Annotated in this window: 20 protein-coding genes and 1 tRNA gene; 8 read left to right on the top strand and 13 right to left on the bottom strand. The window is 44.6% G+C overall.

Annotated elements, in window-relative coordinates; translation table 11 throughout:
* A complete protein-coding gene (locus CHRO_RS15640; RefSeq protein WP_015155202.1) occupies positions 1–810 on the top strand; it encodes an ABC transporter permease in 810 nt (269 codons plus the stop codon).
* 198 nt (positions 811–1008) lie between these two features.
* Here CHRO_RS15640 and CHRO_RS33815 read toward each other — a convergent pair whose 3' ends face one another.
* Together CHRO_RS33815 and CHRO_RS15630 are read right to left on the bottom strand one after the other, a co-directional pair.
* A complete protein-coding gene (locus tag CHRO_RS33815) occupies positions 1009–1830 on the bottom strand; it encodes a circadian clock KaiB family protein (RefSeq protein ID WP_015155201.1) in 822 nt (273 codons plus the stop codon).
* 154 nt (positions 1831–1984) lie between these two features.
* On the bottom strand, positions 1985–3373 hold the full coding sequence (locus CHRO_RS15630; RefSeq protein ID WP_015155200.1) for a type IV pilus twitching motility protein PilT: 1389 nt from the start codon (positions 3371–3373) through the stop codon (positions 1985–1987).
* Positions 3374–3999: 626 nt separating this feature from the next.
* Here CHRO_RS15630 and CHRO_RS15625 point away from each other — a divergent pair.
* Positions 4000–4380 carry a hypothetical protein gene (locus tag CHRO_RS15625; RefSeq protein ID WP_015155199.1) on the top strand — a complete coding sequence of 127 codons (381 nt, stop codon included), beginning with the start codon at positions 4000–4002 and terminating at the stop codon, positions 4378–4380.
* A 107-nt stretch (positions 4381–4487) separates the two neighbouring features.
* Here CHRO_RS15625 and CHRO_RS15620 read toward each other — a convergent pair whose 3' ends face one another.
* Positions 4488–4868, bottom strand: a complete 381-nt coding sequence (locus CHRO_RS15620; RefSeq protein ID WP_015155198.1) for a hypothetical protein — start codon at positions 4866–4868, stop codon at positions 4488–4490.
* 98 nt (positions 4869–4966) lie between these two features.
* Between CHRO_RS15620 and wecB the strand changes: the two genes are divergently transcribed.
* Positions 4967–6067: a non-hydrolyzing UDP-N-acetylglucosamine 2-epimerase gene (gene wecB / locus CHRO_RS15615; protein ID WP_015155197.1), complete on the top strand. Its 1101-nt coding sequence runs from the start codon at positions 4967–4969 to the stop codon at positions 6065–6067.
* Positions 6068–6073: 6 nt separating this feature from the next.
* The gene (locus CHRO_RS15610) at positions 6074–6862 is read left to right on the top strand and encodes an SAM hydrolase/SAM-dependent halogenase family protein (RefSeq protein ID WP_015155196.1); all 789 of its coding nucleotides are present in this window, start codon (positions 6074–6076) and stop codon (positions 6860–6862) included.
* A 124-nt stretch (positions 6863–6986) separates the two neighbouring features.
* Here the strand turns inward: CHRO_RS15610 and glgA are convergent, their stop codons facing one another.
* Positions 6987–8465 carry a glycogen synthase GlgA gene (gene glgA, locus CHRO_RS15605; protein ID WP_015155195.1) on the bottom strand — a complete coding sequence of 493 codons (1479 nt, stop codon included), beginning with the start codon at positions 8463–8465 and terminating at the stop codon, positions 6987–6989.
* A gap of 515 nt (positions 8466–8980) precedes the next feature.
* Here glgA and CHRO_RS15600 point away from each other — a divergent pair.
* Positions 8981–9367 carry a hypothetical protein gene (locus CHRO_RS15600; RefSeq protein ID WP_015155194.1) on the top strand — a complete coding sequence of 129 codons (387 nt, stop codon included), beginning with the start codon at positions 8981–8983 and terminating at the stop codon, positions 9365–9367.
* Here the strand turns inward: CHRO_RS15600 and CHRO_RS34385 are convergent.
* Positions 9356–9487 carry a hypothetical protein gene (locus CHRO_RS34385; protein ID WP_256498136.1) on the bottom strand — a complete coding sequence of 44 codons (132 nt, stop codon included), beginning with the start codon at positions 9485–9487 and terminating at the stop codon, positions 9356–9358. The genes CHRO_RS15600 and CHRO_RS34385 overlap by 12 nt on opposite strands.
* A 46-nt stretch (positions 9488–9533) precedes the next feature.
* On the opposite strand from CHRO_RS34385, the gene CHRO_RS30565 reads away from it, so the two are divergent.
* The 3 genes from CHRO_RS30565 (at position 9534) to CHRO_RS15590 (ending at position 10718) form a co-directional block, all read left to right on the top strand.
* Positions 9534–10409, top strand: a complete 876-nt coding sequence (locus tag CHRO_RS30565; protein WP_015155193.1) for a M48 family metallopeptidase — start codon at positions 9534–9536, stop codon at positions 10407–10409.
* Positions 10388–10471, top strand: a tRNA-Leu gene (locus CHRO_RS15595). Before CHRO_RS30565 ends, CHRO_RS15595 begins: the two co-directional genes overlap by 22 nt.
* Before the next feature lie 37 nt (positions 10472–10508).
* Positions 10509–10718, top strand: a complete 210-nt coding sequence (locus CHRO_RS15590; RefSeq protein ID WP_015155192.1) for a hypothetical protein — start codon at positions 10509–10511, stop codon at positions 10716–10718.
* Positions 10719–10767: 49 nt separating this feature from the next.
* Here CHRO_RS15590 and CHRO_RS15585 read toward each other — a convergent pair whose 3' ends face one another.
* The 8 genes from CHRO_RS15585 to kdpA form a co-directional block, all read right to left on the bottom strand.
* Positions 10768–12474, bottom strand: a complete 1707-nt coding sequence (locus CHRO_RS15585) for a GspE/PulE family protein (protein ID WP_015155191.1) — start codon at positions 12472–12474, stop codon at positions 10768–10770.
* 456 nt (positions 12475–12930) lie between these two features.
* Positions 12931–13635, bottom strand: a complete 705-nt coding sequence (locus CHRO_RS15580) for a Nif3-like dinuclear metal center hexameric protein (protein ID WP_015155190.1) — start codon at positions 13633–13635, stop codon at positions 12931–12933.
* A 97-nt stretch (positions 13636–13732) separates the two neighbouring features.
* A complete protein-coding gene (locus tag CHRO_RS15575; RefSeq protein WP_015155189.1) occupies positions 13733–14497 on the bottom strand; it encodes a ferritin-like domain-containing protein in 765 nt (254 codons plus the stop codon).
* Positions 14498–14636: 139 nt separating this feature from the next.
* Positions 14637–15740, bottom strand: a complete 1104-nt coding sequence (locus tag CHRO_RS15570; protein WP_015155188.1) for a universal stress protein — start codon at positions 15738–15740, stop codon at positions 14637–14639.
* A 74-nt stretch (positions 15741–15814) separates the two neighbouring features.
* Positions 15815–16417 carry a K(+)-transporting ATPase subunit C gene (kdpC, locus tag CHRO_RS15565; RefSeq protein ID WP_015155187.1) on the bottom strand — a complete coding sequence of 201 codons (603 nt, stop codon included), beginning with the start codon at positions 16415–16417 and terminating at the stop codon, positions 15815–15817.
* Positions 16417–16677: a potassium-transporting ATPase subunit F gene (locus CHRO_RS15560; protein WP_015155186.1), complete on the bottom strand. Its 261-nt coding sequence runs from the start codon at positions 16675–16677 to the stop codon at positions 16417–16419. Before CHRO_RS15560 ends, kdpC begins: the two co-directional genes overlap by 1 nt.
* A 16-nt stretch (positions 16678–16693) precedes the next feature.
* Complete coding sequence (gene kdpB / locus CHRO_RS15555; RefSeq protein WP_015155185.1) at positions 16694–18793, bottom strand: potassium-transporting ATPase subunit KdpB; 2100 nt, start codon at positions 18791–18793, stop codon at positions 16694–16696.
* A 41-nt stretch (positions 18794–18834) separates the two neighbouring features.
* On the bottom strand, positions 18835–20514 hold the full coding sequence (gene kdpA / locus CHRO_RS15550; protein ID WP_015155184.1) for a potassium-transporting ATPase subunit KdpA: 1680 nt from the start codon (positions 20512–20514) through the stop codon (positions 18835–18837).
* Positions 20515–20553: the final 39 nt, after the last annotated feature.

Genomic DNA, 20553 nt, shown 5'->3' with positions numbered 1-20553 from the left:
GTGGATTTTCAAGTTGGCACGTTAAAAGCAAGAAAGAGTTATCTACAAACCCTGATAGCAGATAGTTTAACGATATTTTGGGGCGATTGGCTAGAATTACGAGTGCGGATTGCCCAAGTTGCTGCTTCAGGCTTAGTGTCGCCCTTGATTTATATTTTGGCGTTTGGTCTGGGTTTGGGAAGTTCGTTGCCCAAGCCTGCTGTAGGTGATAGCTATCTAGAGTTTATCTTGCCTGGAATGGCGGCGCTATCGTCCATGACCATTAGCTTTGGTGGCACGACATTTTCAATTTGTGGCGATCGCCTATTTGCCAAAACCTTTGAGGAATTGCTCTTAGTCCCCGTTCATCCCCTTGCCTTACACATGGGTAAAATGCTAGCTGGAGTTGTGAGGGGGTTAATGACTTCAGCAGCGGTGGTTTTAGTGGCGGCGATCTTTACTGGTAAGGTTTGGAGTTTTCTCAATCCCTTGTTCTGGCTGCTGTTAATTTTGAACTGTGCTGTATTTGCCGGGTTGGGGGTAATAGTTGGGTTAAAGGTGCGATCGCTCGAAAGCGTAGGTTTGGTTAACAACTTTCTCATCGTGCCAATGTCATTCCTGGGAGCCACATTTTTCGAGCCTGGGACGCTACCAGGTTTCCTCAAAGTGGTTGTTTACCTTTTACCACTAACCTACACCAGTATTGGGCTAAGAGCGGCTGCGTATTTACCACTATCGCAGTTTCCTTGGTATAGCATTCTTGTTTTATTCATAGTCGCGATCGCCTTATCTCTTTACGGTGCTTACTTGTTCTCCCACCAGCAGGATTAGTCAGGGAGCGCACGAGCAGTGAAGAATCGGGTGTGGGGTGTAGGGTGTGGGGTGTGGGGTGTAGTGAGTGGTGCGCGATCGCTTCTGACTTGTGACTTGTGACTTGTCTTGCTCCCTCAGCAACCTTGCGCTCCCGATCGCTCCGCGACTCTCTCTTCTCTCCCTTGTCCCCCTTGTCTCCCTGGTCTCCCTTGTCTCCTATAATTCCGGCGATATCAGCAATTTCAAAATCTTAGCCGTGTTATCTAAGTCACCTACGAGTCTTCGGACTGGGTGAGGCCACGCTCTGACTAAAGTAGGGGTAGCAGAAACTTGATATAGTTCGGCTTGCTCTGGATGTTTAAAGACATCGACAACTTTTAAGGTGTAAGGATGGCGTAGCGATTGTTCTAGCAGCTGATGTAAAGTCTGAAGGATTCGCTCGGTATTTACACTGTGTCCCGCTACAAATAAGCGCAGCACGTAACCTAGCTTTTCGGAATATTGAGATTCTGCTGGGGTTGCCTCTGTAGCTGTAACTGTGGTTTCTATTTCCGGTGCTTTTAGCTCCGTCTGAGAGAAATTAGCAGTCGCATCATATCTCATATGTGGGGTAGCAGTGGATGGATCGAACCGCACGATCAAACCACGATCGTCCCACAATTGGGGAAAACAAGCGCGATAGGTAGCTAATGCGATCGGATCGCAAAATTCTTCCGACCAAGGAGCTGCCTGCCACACTAATTCTCCGACATCAAAAACTGCATTGAGTAATGCCTGATGGCGCATCACTAATGGATAAGCTTCAGCAAAGGTTTGGATGTGCTGAGTCTGTGGATCTAACCAACAATCTAGCGTTGCTGTGTAGCAAGGAACGAGAAAGTGGGGTGGCTCTGGCAGTCCTAGTATTTGTTGTAGCTCCATGCATAACTGTAAATGCCAGCGCTGCTGTTTAGAGCGATCGATACAATAAATCAGATCCCCCCCCGGCGTAAACAGGGCGATGCCTTTAAATACTTGGAGCGATTTGGAATGACTCAATTTTAGCGGGGGTTAGAGTAAGGACAAGAGAGACGAGGGAGAACAAAAGAGACAAGGGGGACAAGGAAGCAGAGGAGCAATTCAAAATGAGCAATCCAAAATTCAAAATCTAAAATTTCCCTCACTCCTCACTCCTCACTCCTCACCCCTCTTCCTAGACTCGACCTCTGAGGGTCATAGCCATTTCATTGGGTTTGGGTGAGGCTTCTAGGGCTGTTTCTTCCGTGATTCGTCCTTGTTCGTATAGCTGATACAAAGACTGGTTCATGGTACACATACCCTCGAAGCCACAACGAGGAATAATTGCCTCTATTTCTTCAACCTGATTACGTATAATGTAATCTTTAATTGCGTCTGTATTAATCATAATTTCGTGTACGGCTGCTCGTTTGCTATCTGTAGTACGAACTAAGCTTTGAGCGATGACTGCTACGAGCGATTCAGCCACCTGAATTCGCATGGGTCCCTGTTCTTCGGGATTGTAAAGGTTCAAGATCCGTTCGATAGTTTTTACAGCGCTGTTTGTGTGCAACGTACCAAATACTAAGTGTCCGGTTTGTGCTGCTTTGAGGGCTGTGTTCACTGTCTCGCGATCGCGCATTTCCCCAATCAGAATGATATCTGGGTCTTCTCGCAAGGATGCTTTGAGGGCGTTATCGAATTTTAATGTATGAATTCCTACTTCCCGTTGCTTGATCAACGACTTTTGACTAACATGCACGAATTCAACTGGATCTTCAATTGAAATGATATTCTTCGGCATCGTCTTGTTGATAAAGTCGATCATTGCTGCCATCGTGGTAGACTTACCCGAACCTGTCGGTCCTGTCACCAAAATTAATCCTTTGTGGTAGTGGCATAGATCTCTAAATACCTGTGGCAAATTCAGTTGTTCCATTGTTAAGATTTTTAACGGAATCAGCCGCAGTACCATTGCTGGACCATTCAGAGCAACAAAAATATTGATCCGCACCCGCACCAATCCTTCATATTGGGTTGCACCGTCAAATTCTAAATCTTCTTTGAATTGCTCGATTTGCCGATCGCTCAGAATTTCTCGCAGCCAACTGAAAAAAATCTCTTCGTCGATCGGGGGATGATCGGTAAGTATAATTTGACCGCGATCGCGAAAGCGCGGTACTTCACCTACTCCTAAATGTAAGTCGGAAATACCGCGATCGTATGCTTCTCGTACCAATTGTTCTAATGTAGGCGCGTTACTAATTTTACTTTGTCTGGGACGGACAGCACTAGGTGGTGCTGGTCTAGGTACGTTGAGACGAGGACTTGTAGATGGTAAGGGTAACGGTTCTTCCGGCGGATTCACCGCTACATGAGTGCTGGGTATCGGCTGGATTGGCTGCGTCGAATTCACCCCTGTCACATTCACCGCTACATGGGTGCTGGGTATCGGCTGGATTGGCTGCGTCGAACTCACCACTCCCGTATCTCCACTGGAATTCATTCGCTGCGGTGGTGGTGGTATGGGAGGAACGCGGGGTGCGGGAGGTGGATAATTTGGCTGACGTTGGGGTTCTGTCATATGCCTCAAGTCTGTGTGATTACACGTTTAGTTTTCCCCTAATCAGTTATCAGTTATTCAGTGACTAGAGACTGGTGACTAGTGACTAGATGAAGAATTCAGCCACTGGCTACTAGCCACTTGTGACTCACTATTCACTAGTTATAAAAATTCAGTTATAAAAATTCATGAACTTGCTTTGAGGATAGTTTTAATCTAACGATTATCAAAATGAGGAATTAAGGTGGGCGATCGCTTTCTTTTTGGTCAATAAGTCTGGGAGGAATTATGAGAAACCACCACTGTATTTATACGAAATGTTAAGCCAATAAGGGTGCGATCGTTTTCTGGATTGACTCGTGGTTCTGCTTCACAAAAGATTTATCGCTCGATCTTTGTGAAAGCTAGTATCTAAAAGACTTTGAGGTTATATATCTCAAGATAGATGTTGTGACTTGCAAAGCATTTTCATATGCTTTTCCGTTCGGATTTATAAACAGAAATTATCTAGTGTAAAGATTAATAACTATCCGATCATCTTATCTATGGGTATCTGTATACTAATTTTCAATAGGGCTTAACTGGCTCCGACTCGGCGTACAGAATTTTACAAATTTGAATTTTTGCATTGACTTTGGAGAGAAACTATGGCTTTAACTCAAAGCTCCAATTTAGGGACATCTTCTTCTTTATTTACACTCAAAAGCTTTTTAATCTGGAGTTTCACATTAGCAGTTTGTTTGCTCGTTGTGGGCTTTCCTTTAGTCGTTTTGATGGCTACAGTAGCCTTCTTGTTGTCGATGGTACTGCAATCTGTGATGCCAGTAAGTGCGGTTTTATTAGTAGCAGGAAGTGTAATTGGTTTCAACGTTTTGGCAGTGCTGATTGGAGCTAGCATGTTGACTTTGAAAGGAATTCACCCACATGAAGTTAAATGGTTGAGCTGGCTGCATGGCGAGGCAGATGACATTGATACTTCCGTCTATGCAGCTTGTCCTTTGACCTGCGATACGGAGCCAAAGTTCTAGCGGAAGCTAAGTTTATTTCATCCAAATAATGCATCTGCCCAGTGACCAGCTGGGTTTTTTCATTTTTGTAGAGCTGTCGATAAGTTGCTAACGATATACTATCGAGTCTATTGGGAATAACCTTGTCTTTTATAAGCAAAATAACGATTTAAATCTTTGCTACTTGCCATATAGACCGGAATAATAGCGCTGAGAACGATCGCGATTGAACTTCCAACGATCGAAATAGTAGAAAGCCTTGAACTCAGTGCCACAATCACTGCGATTAGACTGACAACAAACAAACTACAGATACCAATTAGAAGCCATTTTGCCCATTTTCGCCCCTGCATCACAAAATACATCACGACAATTGTTAGTAAGATACGACCGATAGCCCACCTGTCCCGTACTGCGATCGCTAATGTAACGTCTAAAATGCAGAGTAGTAGAAACATAGCGAGTAATTTATTTCGAGCTTGCATAGCAGCTCGGTCGAGCTGAGTCATGGTTTTTGTAGTAAGGGTAAGACATTGATATTTACTGTACGATAAATGACCGTTGACCAATTACCATTGACCAATGAACCACTAGCAAAACCAGCTCAATGAAAAAAGTCTGCATTATCTTAGGCACTCGCCCAGAAGCAATTAAGCTAGCACCAGTGATTCAGGTGTTTCAACGCGCACCTCAGTTTGATACCCAAGTTGTTCTAACCGGACAGCATCGAGAAATGGTTGCTCAAGTCATGCAACTATTCAACCTTAAGGCAGATGCAGATTTGGAAATTATGCAATCGCAACAATCTCTGAGCGATATTACTTGTCGCAGTCTGCGAGGATTGGAAACCCTGTTTGAACAGCAGCAGCCGGACTTAGTTTTAGTTCAAGGGGACACGACTACGGCTTTTGCAGCTGCTTTGGCAGCATTCTATCAAAAAATTCCGGTAGGACATGTAGAGGCGGGACTGAGAACAGACAATATATACGATCCATATCCAGAGGAAGCAAATCGCAGATTGATTTCTCAGTTGGCACATTTGCACTTTGCCCCCACGCCGCAAGCAGTAGAGAATTTGCAACGTTCTGGTGTTTTAGGAGAAATTCACCAAACGGGTAATACGGTCATTGACGCATTGCTATCGGTAGCAGAACAGCAACCAGCTTGTCAGATCGATGGTTTAGAGTGGGACAAATATAGAGTTTTATTAACTACAGTGCATCGGCGAGAAAACTGGGGCGAACCGCTTCAGGGAATTGCCCAAGGTTTTTTGCAGATACTAGAAAAGTTTGAGGATACAGCTTTATTGTTGCCATTGCATCGCAATCCGATCGTGCGCGAACCGCTACAAGAGATTTTAGGTCAGCATCCGAGAGTCTTCTTGACAGATCCGCTAGATTATGGAGAATTAGTAGGGGCGATCCAGCGATCGCACTTGCTGTTAACCGATTCTGGTGGTTTGCAAGAAGAAGCACCGAGTTTGGGTAAACCAGTTTTGGTCTTGCGTAAAACGACAGAAAGACCTGAAGCAGTGACGGCTGGAACGGCAAAATTGATTGGAACTCAAACGGCAGAAATCGTCATGGCGGCGGCTGAGTTGTTAAGTAACCCAACTGCATACGAAAAAATGGCAACAGCTATTAATCCTTTTGGAGACGGACACGCAGCGGAACGAATCTTACAGGCTGTGACCAATTACATATGCTAATAACTTATGCAAATTAACCTGATTGCAGATTATGGAAATGGCGACCCAGCTTTTGCTGAAGTTACCCAACGGCTATTGATGTCGTTACCAACAGCGCAAATTCATTGGGTTTCCGTACCACCATTCAGCACGCTAGCCACTGGCTTTTGGGTGGCTCAACTCGGACTAAATCCCGGTACAGCAGAAAGGCTAATTTATCATAATTGTGCGCCGCGCCAGGACGACGCACAACCCAGGAAAGACAATGAAGGGGAGGGACTGACATACGTACTGTTACCCAACAACGTCAAAGTTGTGGGAGTTAATGCAGGTTATACTCTGTCTTTCATTAAGTCGGCAGCACAGACAATCAAAATTGTCAAGGTTTCTCGCGGCGGTTCGCAATTTCGATCGCGAGACGTATTTCCTCAAGCAGCAGCAGCGATCGCCTCTGACGACTTAAGTTTGTTAGGCGACGAGTTAGATCCGCAGCAGATTCCCGATCCACCAAGCGATCGCGTGGCGTGGATCGATGGCTACGGTAACATTAAAACTACCATTTCCGCCGATCGCGTCAACTTAGAACCAGAAACTAAGGTAACGATTCGAGTAGGGGATACGGTCAGCGATGCGGTGTATTCGGATGGTAGTTTCCGCGTTCCCGAAGGGACGCTGGCATTCGCACCAGGGAGTTCTGGCTGGCAAGATCCGAATGGAAAGCAGATTCGTTGGATGGAATTATTTCTACGTGGGGGCAATGCTTGGGAGAGATTCGGCAGACCTCGGATCGATCGCGTCGTGACTTATAGCAAGTAATGGGTAATGGGTAATGGGTAATGGGTAATTGGTCGTATTACTGTAGGGGCGGGTTTTTCAAAGATCTCTGTCAATTACGAAGAGATTGAAAAACCCGCCCTCAAAGGATTGACTGGGTAAGCAATTATTGATGCCGAATGCGATCGTAAATTTTCAGATATTCCGTGCCTGGATGGTTCCAAGAGTAGTCGTATGCCATGCCTTGTAGGGCAAGCTGGCGAAACTCTTGAGGATGGTTGTACCACAAACCAATCGCCCGATCCATTGCCGATTCTAAAGCACCGTAATCGGTCTGATAGAAGACGTAACCGTTACGTTCTTCTGGAGATTTGTTGGGATCGTAGTCGCGATCGAACACCGTATTGACCAGCCCGCCAACTCCGCGCACGATCGGTACAGTACCGTATTTCATCCCGATTGTCTGTGTCAATCCGCAAGGTTCGTAATTACTGGGGACGAGAATCATATCAGCGCCAGCATAGATGAGGTGAGATAATTCTTCGTTAAAACCGAGTTCTAAATGGCAGTCGGGGTTATCGTTTAAAAAGTTTTTCTCATGTTTGAAATGAGCGTTGATTCCTGGTTCTGTCGCCGAACCTAGTAAGACGAACTGCGCTTCTCTCTGGAGAGCATAATAGATCGCGTGATGGACGAGGTGAACCCCTTTTTGATTATCTAATCGACCGATGTAGGCGATAACTGGTTTTTTTGGTTCGTCGCGCAGTAAAAGCCGTTCTCGCAAAGCTTTTTTGTTATAGACTTTTTGCTCAAAATCGTCTGAGCTGTAGTTAAAAGGTATGTATCGGTCTACTTCTGGATTCCAGAAATCGTAATCAATACCGTTGAGAATGCCGCTAAATTTATCTTGATGCTGGTGTAGGGTATGACCTAGACCACTGCCAACTTCTGTATAATGAGCTTCCCAAGCATGGTTAGGTGATACAGTCGTGACGGCGTTAGAGTAGACAATCCCCCCTTTCATCAGGTTGATGGCAAAGGGATTGAAATTATCTTGTAGCTTGTCGTATTGGAAGTAATACTCTGCCTGATTCAGTCCTGTTGCTTGTAAGACTTCGTTTCCAGCAATCCCTTGGTGTTTGAAGTTGTGGATCGTGTAACAAACTCGTTGGTTCCCCATGCCATGATATTTGTAGATTTCATACAGCATCACAGGTACTAGCCCTGTTTGCCAGTCGTGACAATGAATCACATCGGGGCGCTTATTACTCTGGTGCAGAAACTCTAAAGCGGCTTTGCTGAAAAAAGCAAATCGCATATTGTCATCATTACAACCGTAATAGCAGCCGCGATTGAAGAAGTCATCTTGAGAATGCGGTTCGATAAAGAAACAAACTCGCCCGTGTACCCAACCACAGTAGACAGAACAGTGAACTCTACCGTCGTACCAAGGAACCCATAAGTCGCGGTAGGCATCGTGCAATCCCCATATGTGGTCGTAGCGCATACAATCATATTTGGGCAGGATCAGCTCGACACTGTTTCCCCGAATCTCTAATTCCCGACTCAGCCCGTAGACGACATCGCCTAAGCCGCCTGCTTTGATAACGGGAGCGCATTCAGAGGCAATTTGCACGACATACATCTTTAACTTTCTCCTCGCTTAACAGCTTAATAAAAGTTCATTTTTATATTTCATCCATTATATGAAAAATGTACTCATTGACAATAGCTGACGTAAGTGATAGCTAATCGTGTTTTAGTCATGGTGATTGTTATAGGGTTTTGGAGAGTTGCCAGTTGACGGGAAATGTCACTCTCCGCACATGATGGCTTGTACTGAAAGAACAGTTAATAAAAATGTAAGGTATCGTCATACATTTCTCTCGATAGATAGAAGACAGCTTTTTCCGATTTTTTGAAGTAAAATTTTGTGAAAATGTTTGAACCAAGTTAACAATTACTGATTTACTAATAGCCAGGAAAATACAGAATAAGCTAGGCTGAAACTAAGCCACAATTAGCACTTCTGCATGATTGAATGCGATCGCCTGCCTTCATTGATATTAAAAGTTGAGCGAGATAAAAAATGTGGCAGATGTGACGCAAAGTTGGTAAAAAAATCTCAAAAATGTTGGTAAGCAGTATGGAAATTAAGTTATGAAACTGATTTACAACAAAGAAAAACCAACCGCAATTGAAAAGGCTGAAATTGAAAATACCTTAATTGAGATGTGCGATCCTCAAACGAGGGCTTTGTTACGTCTGGCTGTAGATTTTAACGTTTGGTCTTGCGAACAATCCAACCGCCCTAAGCTGATGGTACACTGCAAAAGCCGCGAAGTGACGGCAGCAATCGGTTCCAGGCAAGAGATCCTCAAAAAACTACTTCAGCGCATCCTCGGTTGCGAGGTGACAATGGAAATTTACTACAACATTCCTGAAGGACTCGTGTACTTCGACACTGAAGGCGCAGTTGCACCCGCGAAATGGTATCTTTGCAATCGCAAAGATTGCGGTTCGATGAAAATTCCTCTACCGGATTGAATTGGTAATGGGTAGTTGGTAGTTGGTAGTTGCATAGCGATCGCTGACAACTGAATTCGCTATACTGACTGTGAGATGTTGACTGCGATGTTGCTGATGACAGCGGGTCGGCGATCGCATCTACTTTATTACCTTTTATTACTCTACAAACTGGTTCGCAATACTCATGTCTTCCCTCAAGACGCAGTTAGTTGGGCTTAAAGCAGATTCTTTTCGTCATCCTTTAGACTTAGAAGCAACTAAAGCACTCAAACAAATTCCTGGTGTCGATTTGCTGGTGCGAAATTTATTGGGACAATTGGCAGAACAATTTTTCTATATTGAAAATATTGCCTCAAGTATTCTGGTGAGCGATCGCCAATTACCGCAATATCATCAACTGTTAATAGAAGCGTGTCGGGTTTTGGATCTGGAACCGCCGCAGTTGTATGTCAGACAGCACCCAGTCCCCAATGCTTACACTTTTGCTATGCGAGGTAAGCAACCATTTATTGTCATGCACACTTCACTGATCGATCTGCTGACACCAGAGGAAGTGCAGGCGGTGATTGCTCACGAATTGGGTCATCTCAAATGCGACCACGGGGTCTATTTGACGTTAGTGAATTTGATTGTCCTCGCAGCCGGACAACTGCCTAATGTGGGTCAGTTACTCGTCCAAACCCTACAGGCGCAACTATTAGAATGGGTACGCTGTGCTGAGTTTACCTGCGATCGCGCTGCCTTGCTAGCCACTCAAGACCCCAAAGTTGTGATGTCGATATTGATGAAACTCGCTGGTGGTTCTCCCGTTCTGGCTTCCCAGCTCAATCTCGATGCTTTTATCGAGCAAGCGCGCGCTTACGACAATATTAGCAATACCGAAATTGGCGAAATGCTGAAATCAGCTCACTCCTCTCAACTCACCCATCCCGTGCCAGTCTTACGTGCTAGAGAGATCGATCGCTGGGCATCTAGTCGCGAATATCAAAACTTGTTAGAAAATACAAAAATAGATTACAATGGTAAAGCTGAAAAAAAGGGCGGGTGGCGAAACTGGTAGACGCACTTGACTCAAAATCAAGCGGGCTTAAACCCATAGGAGTTCGATTCTCCTCCTGCCCATCAGCACAATACCAGAAAAGCTGCAAAGGAGCAGAGTATGCGACTCAAACGATGGGAGTCGCCCCGTCGCGAAGGTAGAAACGACAAAGGTAGAGGCGGTGCGGCAAGAGCCAGACAACTGAAGAAACAGGCGCAGATGATGCGTCAAAGGCTCAAAGAAGGCGATAAAGCCGAAGACAGTAAAAATAACCGCAAGAAAGAGGGGAAGGAAAACAAAAATCCTTCCCCTCTTTTTTTAAATATGTAGGGGCGCACAGCTGTGCGCCCCTACATTCAAATGAAATACATACCGCGAGCTATTGCATTCTCCCCAATTCAGGCAGCTTGCGCCCGTTTAATTCATATTCCGATTCAGCCAAGCTATCACTAGCAAAATGGTTGTTGTACAAAGCACAACGAGGTAGGACGCGCAAGACTTCTTGTACGGTGGTCAACCCAGCCATCACCTTCTCTACCGCTGCCTTGCGGAAAGATGCATAGTTAATCTCTCGTAGGTAGCGCTGTAACTGGGTCATCGTACCTTCGTAGATAATATCGCGGATGCGATCGTCTACGTCAATTAACTCGACCACTGCTTCCCGTCCCAAAAATCCAGAGTTGAAGCACATCGAGCAACCTCGACCTTTACGCCACGTATCAGTACGTATGTCTCGTCCCAATCCCAGCACTTTCAAATCTGTTTCTGTAGGGGTATAAGGCTCGCTGCAATGGGGACAAACACGACGTACCAAACGCTGAGCCACTACTCCCAACAACGCATCGCTCAACAAACCAGGATCTATACCTAAATCCTTCAGACGCGGAATTGCCCCGAGTGCATCATTCGTGTGCAGAGTGGTAAATACCAAGTGTCCGGTTAGCGCTGCTCTGACTGCGGTTTCTGCCGTTTCGCTATCGCGAACTTCACCCACCATGATAATGTCTGGATCTTGACGCAAAATTGCCCGCATCCCTGCGGCAAATGTCATTCCTGCGGCTTCGTGAACTTGAGTTTGAGTAATTCCTGGCAGGACGTACTCAACCGGATCTTCTACCGTGACGACGTTAACGTGTTCTTTAGCAACATTCTGCAAACTCGTATAAAGTGTACTAGTTTTACCGCTTCCCGTGGGACCTGTCAGAATAATCATGCCTTGGGGTTGCTCTAACCAAGCTTTGTAGGCGTTCATCGTTTCTGGAACAAAGCCCAGGTTGCCCAAGTGAGTAAAGGGATTTTCTCGGGGCAAGAGGCGGATAACTGCTTTTTCGCCATTGACGCAGGGCAGGGTACTGACGCGCATGTCCATGTTGAGTTCTGCTTCATCGCCTGAAGCATACTTTTCCTCAATCCTGCCATCTTGCGGGCGGCGGTGTTCGGCAATGTCCATGTTGCACATCACCTTCAACGCCATCACGACGCGGCGGCTCATTGTTATTGGTAAGGTGGTAATGTCACGTAGCACGCCATCAATTCGATAACGCACTCTCAAGCCATCTACCATTGGCTCTAAGTGGATGTCGCTAGCTCGGTTGCGTAATGCTCCAGAGATAATCGTTTTGATCCGCTCGATTTGATCGCCAGCTTTGCTTAAATAAATTTCTGTAGTTTCGCTGATGTCTTCTTGCTCTAGTTGTCCCGTAATTGGGTTAACTATGGGCATAGAGCTGATCCGATTGGGATTGAGGCTTTGAGAGTGAAACCAAGTACGGTAGCTTTTGTCAGCAATGGGGATGACTTCGATTTGGCTACCCGTGCGCTGTTGTAGTTGGGCTAGCGTTTCTGAGTCGAGGGATACGGGCGAACCAAGATAGTAACATCCACGCCACAATAGCAAGGGAATAGCTGGAGGCAAGGAAGTTTTATCGGGAAAGTGGCGCAAAAATCTGCTACTAACTTCCTTATCTAGTAGTGTTTGGTTGACAATTCCTTCATTATCTACTAGAAGGGCGATCGCTTCAGAACAGCTCAATTCGTTCTTTTTGAGCCGTTGCCAAGCGGAGGTAATGTTTGGGGAAGCTTGCATGATTCCTCTGTAAAAGATTTGTGTAGCAGCATTGACAGATATTGCACGCCAAACACTTCAAGCAAAACTATAAATTGCCCAACTTGCCGACGCTAGGGGATGTTCTCGAATTAATTTACTAACATAATTTAATGAACTTATAAAAATTCCTTCATAAACTTATCTTCACTTTCATTCAATCTTCAAGCGGACTTTTACTGTAACTTCATTTTATTTTTTATACCAACTGCTCGTTACTTCCGTGAATGTACAGTTATATTCTAGAAAAATCTCGTCCAAATATGAGTTTGATTATAACGTTTTTGACCTACTGAAGTCACATTTTTTACATTAAATTTAAGCATATACGTATGAGAAAATATTACCGCCAAATCCGATCGCGTAATTAGTTTCGTTGTTGATAAGAAAGTAGTGCGTAGTGCGTGAGTTAAATTATTCTTCCCTACTCCCTGCTCCCTACTCCCTTTCTTCACCGATGACTGATAACCCAGACCAGCGATCGCGCAACAGTCCGGCAAGGGATTTTAAACCCCATTGTTCGCAACGGCGATGTCCCACTGCGATCGCACTAATTTCCGTTTCCTTCAAAGCTTCAACGGCTGGCTGCCGCATTTGTCCAGTGACATACAAATTAGCGCCGCGTGTTGCAGCTTCCCTAACTAGTTCATCGTTCATTCCTCCTACAACTGCTATACGCGAAACTTCTACTGTTCTACTTAGATGTACTTCTTCTAGTCCGCCAAAAATTTCGGTAATGCAATGTAAATATTCCGCGATCTTTTGCTGAGGTATGTTACCAATCGCACCAATCGCTCGCCCTTGTTTTTCTCCCAGTACCTCCAAGTCTGACATAGATAATACATTCGCTAGACGGGAATTAAACCCCAATGTCATGCACTCGTCAAATGCCAAGTGATAGGATAAGACTCCAATATCTGGCAATAATTTCGCTTGCAATTTCCAAGGACGATGGAGAAACAGTGCATCCAATTTTTGTTTCTCAACCCACTGTGGCAAATTTTCCCACGGCTCTAAAGCTAGTCCTATTCTACTAATTGGGCGCGGTGATGGTATGTAAACACCACCCCTTTCAGAAGCAGAATAGCGCTCGATCGCAAAAAAGCGATCCAGAAATTGAGCTAAATCGTTTAAGTAAGGCATGGAGGTCAGTTCTTAGTGGCTAGTGATTGGTGGCTAGTGACTAGATAAAGATTCTAGCTACTAGCCACTAGCCACTCACAAATGACAAATGACAAATTTAAACGGCTGCTAATTCTTGCGGTTGAGAGTCGGCTGGCGTTTCGGCGGGAGCGCCTTCTGTTACTAAAGAACGTGGTTTGTCTTTGCCTTGAAGCATATTGCTGGTAAATGCGATGAGAGCATTGACTTTGCGGGTGCGCCACTCGTCTACGAGTTGTTGCACTTGGTTTGCAGGCATTCGCCGCATCATGGCTTCATAGAGGTAGTTGGCGTGACCAGTTTCATCTTGAGCTACACTCAGAAGGCTCTTTTTCAGGTTACGGCTAGTTGGTTCGTCTTCAGGTAATACATTTGCCATGCGGACGAAATCTTTGCTAGCATCCAACTCTAAAATGTAGGTGCTAGCTAGAAATACATTCCACTCCATATTTTCCGGCTTAAGCTGCTCTGGGGAGTAGCCTTTGAAGAAAGCATCAAAAAAGGGACTGCGCTGCTGTTCCTTCGGTTTTTCCTCTGGCGTTTTTTCGCGCTCCCGCTTGAAATCGATGACTTGTTTATTCAGTTGTTTCAAAGCATGGGCGAAAATTTGACCGTGCCTAGTTTCATCAGCTGCGTGTTTTGCCAATTTCTCAGCCAACCACTCATCGCCTTCTCCGCCAGCACGTTGACTCAATTTTGTCAAGAAGGGAACCGAGCCTGATTCTGCTAATTGGAAGCCAGCGAGAGTATTGGGACGTGTGAGGGGATCGCGGATTTGTCGAGCAGTATAGTACGCGATCGCACCCGAACCTACCACATGGAGAACGTAAGTTAAAAAGTTCATGCCTGCTGCATCTGGAAGATTTCTCTGTTTTATCCTAGTACATTTGTTAGGGAGCAGGGAGGTAAGAGAGCTGGGGGAGCTGAGGAGGCTGAGGAAGCTGAGGAAGCTGAGGGAGAAAAATGACTTACGACTTACGACTTCATAATGGTTCTTTTTTGTCGGTTGCGATGATGTGCAGATCGATATTTTTTAGCAATCGGACTAATTTTTGAGTTAAGGAGCCTTTCAATAAGATTTTCCAACGAGATCGTTGGCTTTCCCCAATGACGATTTGCGTGACATGATACTTACAGGCTACATCCGCGATCGCTTTGGCAATGTCATGATTTTTGACACGAATAAATGTACCGCCAAATTCTTGACACAATTTTTCACAAGTCTCGACGTGTAGGCTTTCTTCCCTAGTGAGGAATTTATCTGGATCTTCCACAAACACAACGTAGAGTGGTGCATTCATGTAACCAGCAATTCTTGCCCCTCGCCGCAAGAGCTGAACGGAGTTAGGATAAGTTGATACGCAGACTAATACTCGTTCGTGAATGTTACAATACTGTCCGTCTAGGTCATTGCCGTTGTTACGGGCGCTCAGTTCTAGGGCATCGTCTTCAACGTTATCGGCGACTTCTCTTAGTGCTAGTTCGCGCAAAGCGATCAAATTGCGGCGTTGGAAAAAGTTTTGCAAACATTGGTCAATTTTGTTAGAAGCGTAAATTTTACCTTCTAACAATCTTTCTTCTAAAGTTTCTGGCGTGACATCGACTACCACCACCTCATCTGCTTCGTCGAGTAGGCGATCGGGAACGCGCTCTCGTACTACAATTCCTGTTATCCGCGCTACGAGATCGTTAAGACTTTCGAGGTGTTGAATGTTGACAGTAGAGTAGACATCAATTCCCGCTCTTAAAATATCTTCTACATCCTGATAGCGTTTTTCGTGGAAGGAACCAGGGACATTCGTATGAGCGAGTTCATCTACTAATACTAACTGAGGCGATCGCTTGATAATTGCCTCTGTATCCATTTCTGTTAATGTCATACCGCTACGCATAATGTGTTGGCGCGGTACGATCTCTAGTCCTTCAGCTTTTTGTGCTGTTTCTTTCCTTCCGTGGGTCTCTAGCAATCCAATAACAATATCAATTCCTTCTCGCTTTAAGGCGTGACCTTCATCTAGCATTCGATAGGTTTTTCCTACCCCAGGAGCCATACCAATAAAAATTTTATGCTTACCTTTTTTCGCCATTTGTCATTTGTCATTTGTCAGTAGTGAGAAGTTAGTAGTTGATAACTTTTGACTTTTAACTTTTGACTTTTGACTTACGACTTCCCCTTGGTGATTTCCAAAACATCTAATTCTTGATTTAGCTTTAATACATTAACTCCAGGTTCGCCAAATATTCCCAAGAATCTACCTTGAGTATGCTTATTTACAAAAGGTACAATTTCATCAGTTGAAAAATTCCGTGCTTTGGCAACTCTTACTAACTGTGCTTCTACTGCTTCTAATGTAATATGAGGATCTAAGCCAGAACCAGAGGTATAAACCAGATCGGCAGTGGGTTGAATACCGTTCTCTTGCAACTGTTTGGCTTGTGCTTCAATTCGTTTGAGTAATTCTGGATTGCTAGGAGCTAAATTACTCGCACCAGATACACCAGTGGATGTAGTTTCTGTGCTAGTACTATAGTCAACTGTACTAGGACGACTTTGAAAATATCTTTCAGATGTAAATGGTTGACCAATTAAAACCGAGCCTACAGGTTGATTTTCTAAATTTACTACTATGCTGCCATTAGCTTGACTTTGTAAAAATGGTAATTGTCCCACTAAGAGAATTAAACCGGGATAAAGAACTGCTGTTAGTAACCACAGCGCCAGAGTTAGACGAATTCCTCGCAGAATTTCTCGAAATATAGACATTAGTATCGCTCCGGTCGAAATACGACATCAAATAAATAAATTACTAGTGCCAATGTTATGAAACCTAAAATTCCTAGTGCATAGGCTTGGGTTCGTTGCCATGTTTCATCTGTGGCTGCATATACTATTGGAGCGAGGATGGCGTTAAGGGATAGAACGAGGAAAATGACGAGGGGTAGTTTGGGACGGATACATAAATTGGTAGTTAGTAGTTGGTAGTTGGTAGTTGGTAATCGATTTAATTTTGTCTGTCGTTTCATTTCTTTATACTCCTTGTCAGGCTAATCCCACTGCTGACACCAAAACATCAATTAACTTAATTGCAATAAATGGTGCAATTACCCCACCTAAACCGTAAATTAGAATATTTCGTTGTAGCAACTGATTTGCTGATAGCGGACGAAACTTTACACCCTTCAAAGCTAGAGGAATTAGAGCCGGAATAATCAAAGCGTTGTAAATTAATGCTGATAATACAGCTGAGTTTGTGCTAGTTAATCCCATCAGATTCAAGCTTTGTAAATTAGCTGAAGCAAAAATGATGGGAATAATTGCAAAATACTTAGCGATATCATTGGCAATAGAAAAAGTTGTCAGCGCCCCACGGGTAATTAGCAGTTGTTTACCAATAGTCACGATGTCAATTAGCTTTGTCGGATCGGAATCTAAATCGACCATATTCGCTGCTTCTTTCGCCGCCTGAGTTCCCGAATTCATCGCAACTCCCACATTTGCCTGTGCTAATGCTGGCGCGTCATTCGTTCCGTCTCCTGTCATGGCAACAATTTTGCCTTGCGCTTGTTCCCGTTGAATTACCTCGATTTTGTCTTCGGGTGTGGCTTCGGCAATAAAGTCATCTACCCCAGCTTCTTGAGCAATTACACTAGCAGTAATGCGGTTATCTCCAGTTAACATGACTGTGCGTACACCCATGCGCCGCAACTGATCGAAGCGATCGCGTATGCCTGGTTTAACGATATCCTTGAGGTAAATTACGCCGTAAATTTCGCCATTAAGTGCAACTGCTAAGGGCGTACCACCTAATTGAGCAATGCGTTCGTAGGCTGTATCGAGTTCGGGGGTTTCGCGTCCGTTACGGGAACGCACGAAACCTTTAATCGCGCCTACCGCACCTTTTCGTACCTCGCTACCATCGGGTAAATTCGTCCCACTCATGCGGGTTTTAGCAGAAAATTCAATTCCTTCAGCAAGGTTGCGATCGAAGTCTACTGTTGCTCCCAATTTTTCCGCTAGGCGGACGATTGATTTTCCTTCCGGTGTATTGTCAAACAAGCTGGCTGCTAACGCCACTCGCGCAATGTCATTCATCGTATGACCGTTGACAGGCACGAACTCCTCTGCCAAACGGTTTCCTAACGTGATCGTACCTGTTTTGTCCAAAATGAGAGTGTTGACATCGCCGCAGGCTTCTACGGCGCGTCCAGAGGTGGCTATGACGTTAAATTGTGCCACCCGATCCATACCTGCAATTCCGATCGCGCTCAATAAACCGCCGATGGTAGTTGGGATGAGTGCGACTAACAAGGCAATCAAAATTGCGATACTGACGGGACTATTTACATAGCTAGCAATTGTTGGTAATGTCGCTACAACAAACAGAAACACCAACGTTAAAACTGCTAATAACACTGTTAAAGCAATTTCATTGGGAGTTTTAGCGCGTTCTGCCCCTTCTACCAGGGAAATCATGCGATCGATAAAGCCTTTACCAGGATCGGCTGTAATGCGGATACTGAGTTCGTCGGAGAGAATGCGCGTCCCACCCGTGACGGAACTAGCCACGTCCGAACCTGGTTCTTTCAATACGGGTGCGGATTCCCCCGTAATTGCCGATTCATCGACTGAAGCTACACCTGCTAACACTTCACCATCAGCGGGAATAATATCGCCAGCCACCACCTTAACCATATCGCCGCGATGCAGTTGGGTAGAAGAAATTTCTTGAATCGATCCATCGGGTAAAAGTTTTTTGGCGATCGTATCTGATTTTGTCGATCGCAAAGCATCGGCTTGCGCCTTGCCTCGTCCTTCTGCCACAGCTTCAGCAAAATTGGCAAATACTACAGTAAAGAATAAAATTAATGCGATTAACCCGTTAAAAAATCTCAGGTTTTCGCCTTGAACTGGTCCAAATAAATAAGGGTCAAATATCATCAAGACGGTGATAATTGTTCCTACGTAAACCACAAACATGACGGGATTTTTTAACATCACTCGTGGCTTAAGCTTGACAAAAGATTCCTTGATTGCTCTTTTGTAAAGTCCTTGAGTGTTGACTTTTGGTGTATGCTTGCGATCGCCGCGAGGTCCTTGCGGTCTAGGACGTGGAGGTTTTGTAGAGGCTATAGAATTCATAGATGGGGGACAAGGGGGACAAGGGAGAAGTGTTAAACCAATTACCAATTACCAATTTGAAATCCTTCTGCGATCGGTCCTAAAGCTAGGACGGGGAAGAATGTGAGTACGCCAAGGATGAGAATTACGCCAGCCGTAACGCCTGTAAATAGCAGCGTGTCAGTTCTCAAAGTGCCAGCAGTTTCCGGTACTGGCTGTTTGCGTGTCATGCTGTCGGCTAATAGCAACAAGGCAGTAATTGGTAAATAGCGTCCTGCTAATAAGCTGAAACAAGCACTTAAATTCCACCATAAAGTAGCATCCCCTAATCCTTCAAAACCGGAACCATTGTTAGCTGATGCTGAGGTATATTCGTAGACAACTTGAGAAATACCATGAAACCCAGGGTTGCTAATTCCTGCAAGCGTATCGGGAAAGGCAAGAGTAATCGCGCTAGGAATTAAAATCGCGATCGGGTGGACGAGTAAAATAACGCTAGCGAGAACGATTTCTCTTTTTTCAATTTTGCGTCCTAAAAATTCTGGGGTTCTACCTACCATTAAACCTGTGAGAAACACGGTCAAAATTAGGTAAACGAACAAATAAGCCGTTCCCGTTCCTTGACCACCCCAGACCATTTGCACGAACATATTAAATAGGGTGGAAAAGCCGCCATTTGGCATCAGAGAATCGTGCATTCCGTTGACTGCACCGCACATCGTTCCTGTAGTTAAAACTGCCCATAATGCTGTTTCTGCCCAACCAAATCTAACTTCTTTGCCTTCTAAGTTGGGACTATCACCAATTAAATTATTTACTAGAGGATTACCTTGGTATTCGCCTACTCCTGTCACCACAACTAGCGTGACAAAAATGATAAATACCATCCAAAACAGTAACCACCCTTGCTTTTTATTATTTGCAAAAATGCCGTATGTGATAATTAAAGCAGCGGGAATAGATACCATCGCTAGTATTTCTACTAAATTAGTAAAAGCATTTGGATTTTCAAATGGATGAGCGGAATTGATCCCAAAAAAGCCACCGCCATTTTCTCCCAGTTGCTTGATAATTTCAAAATGAGCAACCGGTCCTCTGGCAATAACTTGAGTTGTACCTTCTAAAGTTGTAACTGTAGCTGGTGCTGCTAAAGTTTCTGGAACGCCTGCCATGAGTAATGCGATCGCCCCAATTATGGAAATTGGCAGTAAAATTCGCGTAATCGATCGCACCAAATCGACATAGAAGTTTCCTAAAGGTCTACCTGTTAAACCGCGAATAAAGGCAATTCCTACAGATAATCCAGTGGCGGCTGAGGTAAACATCAGAAATCCTAAAGCTAGCATTTGACTAGCATAACTAAATGTTGTCTCGCCAGAATAATGCTGTTGATTGGTGTTAGTAACGAATGAGATGGTTGTGTGCAGTGCTAAGTCCCAACTCGGTGCTTGTAAGTTGGTCGGATTTAGGGGTAAGATTCCCTGCAACATGAAGATGAGGTAAACAAAAATGCCCATGACGATGTTGCTGTAAAGTATCGCCTGAGCATATTGCCATCCAGTCATATCACTCTTGGTAGGAATGCCACCTAAAGCGTAGATGACACGTTCTATAGGCTTCGCTACTGGATCGAGAAATGTTTTCTTTTCTAAGAAAACGGAGGCAATGTAGCTACTAAAAGAAGGGGTAATAGCTACCAAAATAATTAGTGTTATTGCGATTTGAAGAAATCCTTGCCACATATATATTTAAAATTGATATGTTTGATAGCAAAGTAGGTT

The organism is Chroococcidiopsis thermalis PCC 7203 (assembly GCF_000317125.1).
Taxonomy (GTDB): domain Bacteria; phylum Cyanobacteriota; class Cyanobacteriia; order Cyanobacteriales; family Chroococcidiopsidaceae; genus Chroococcidiopsis; species Chroococcidiopsis thermalis.
Note: the sequence above shows the minus strand (reverse complement) of the source record. Positions and strands in the feature narration are given on the sequence as shown.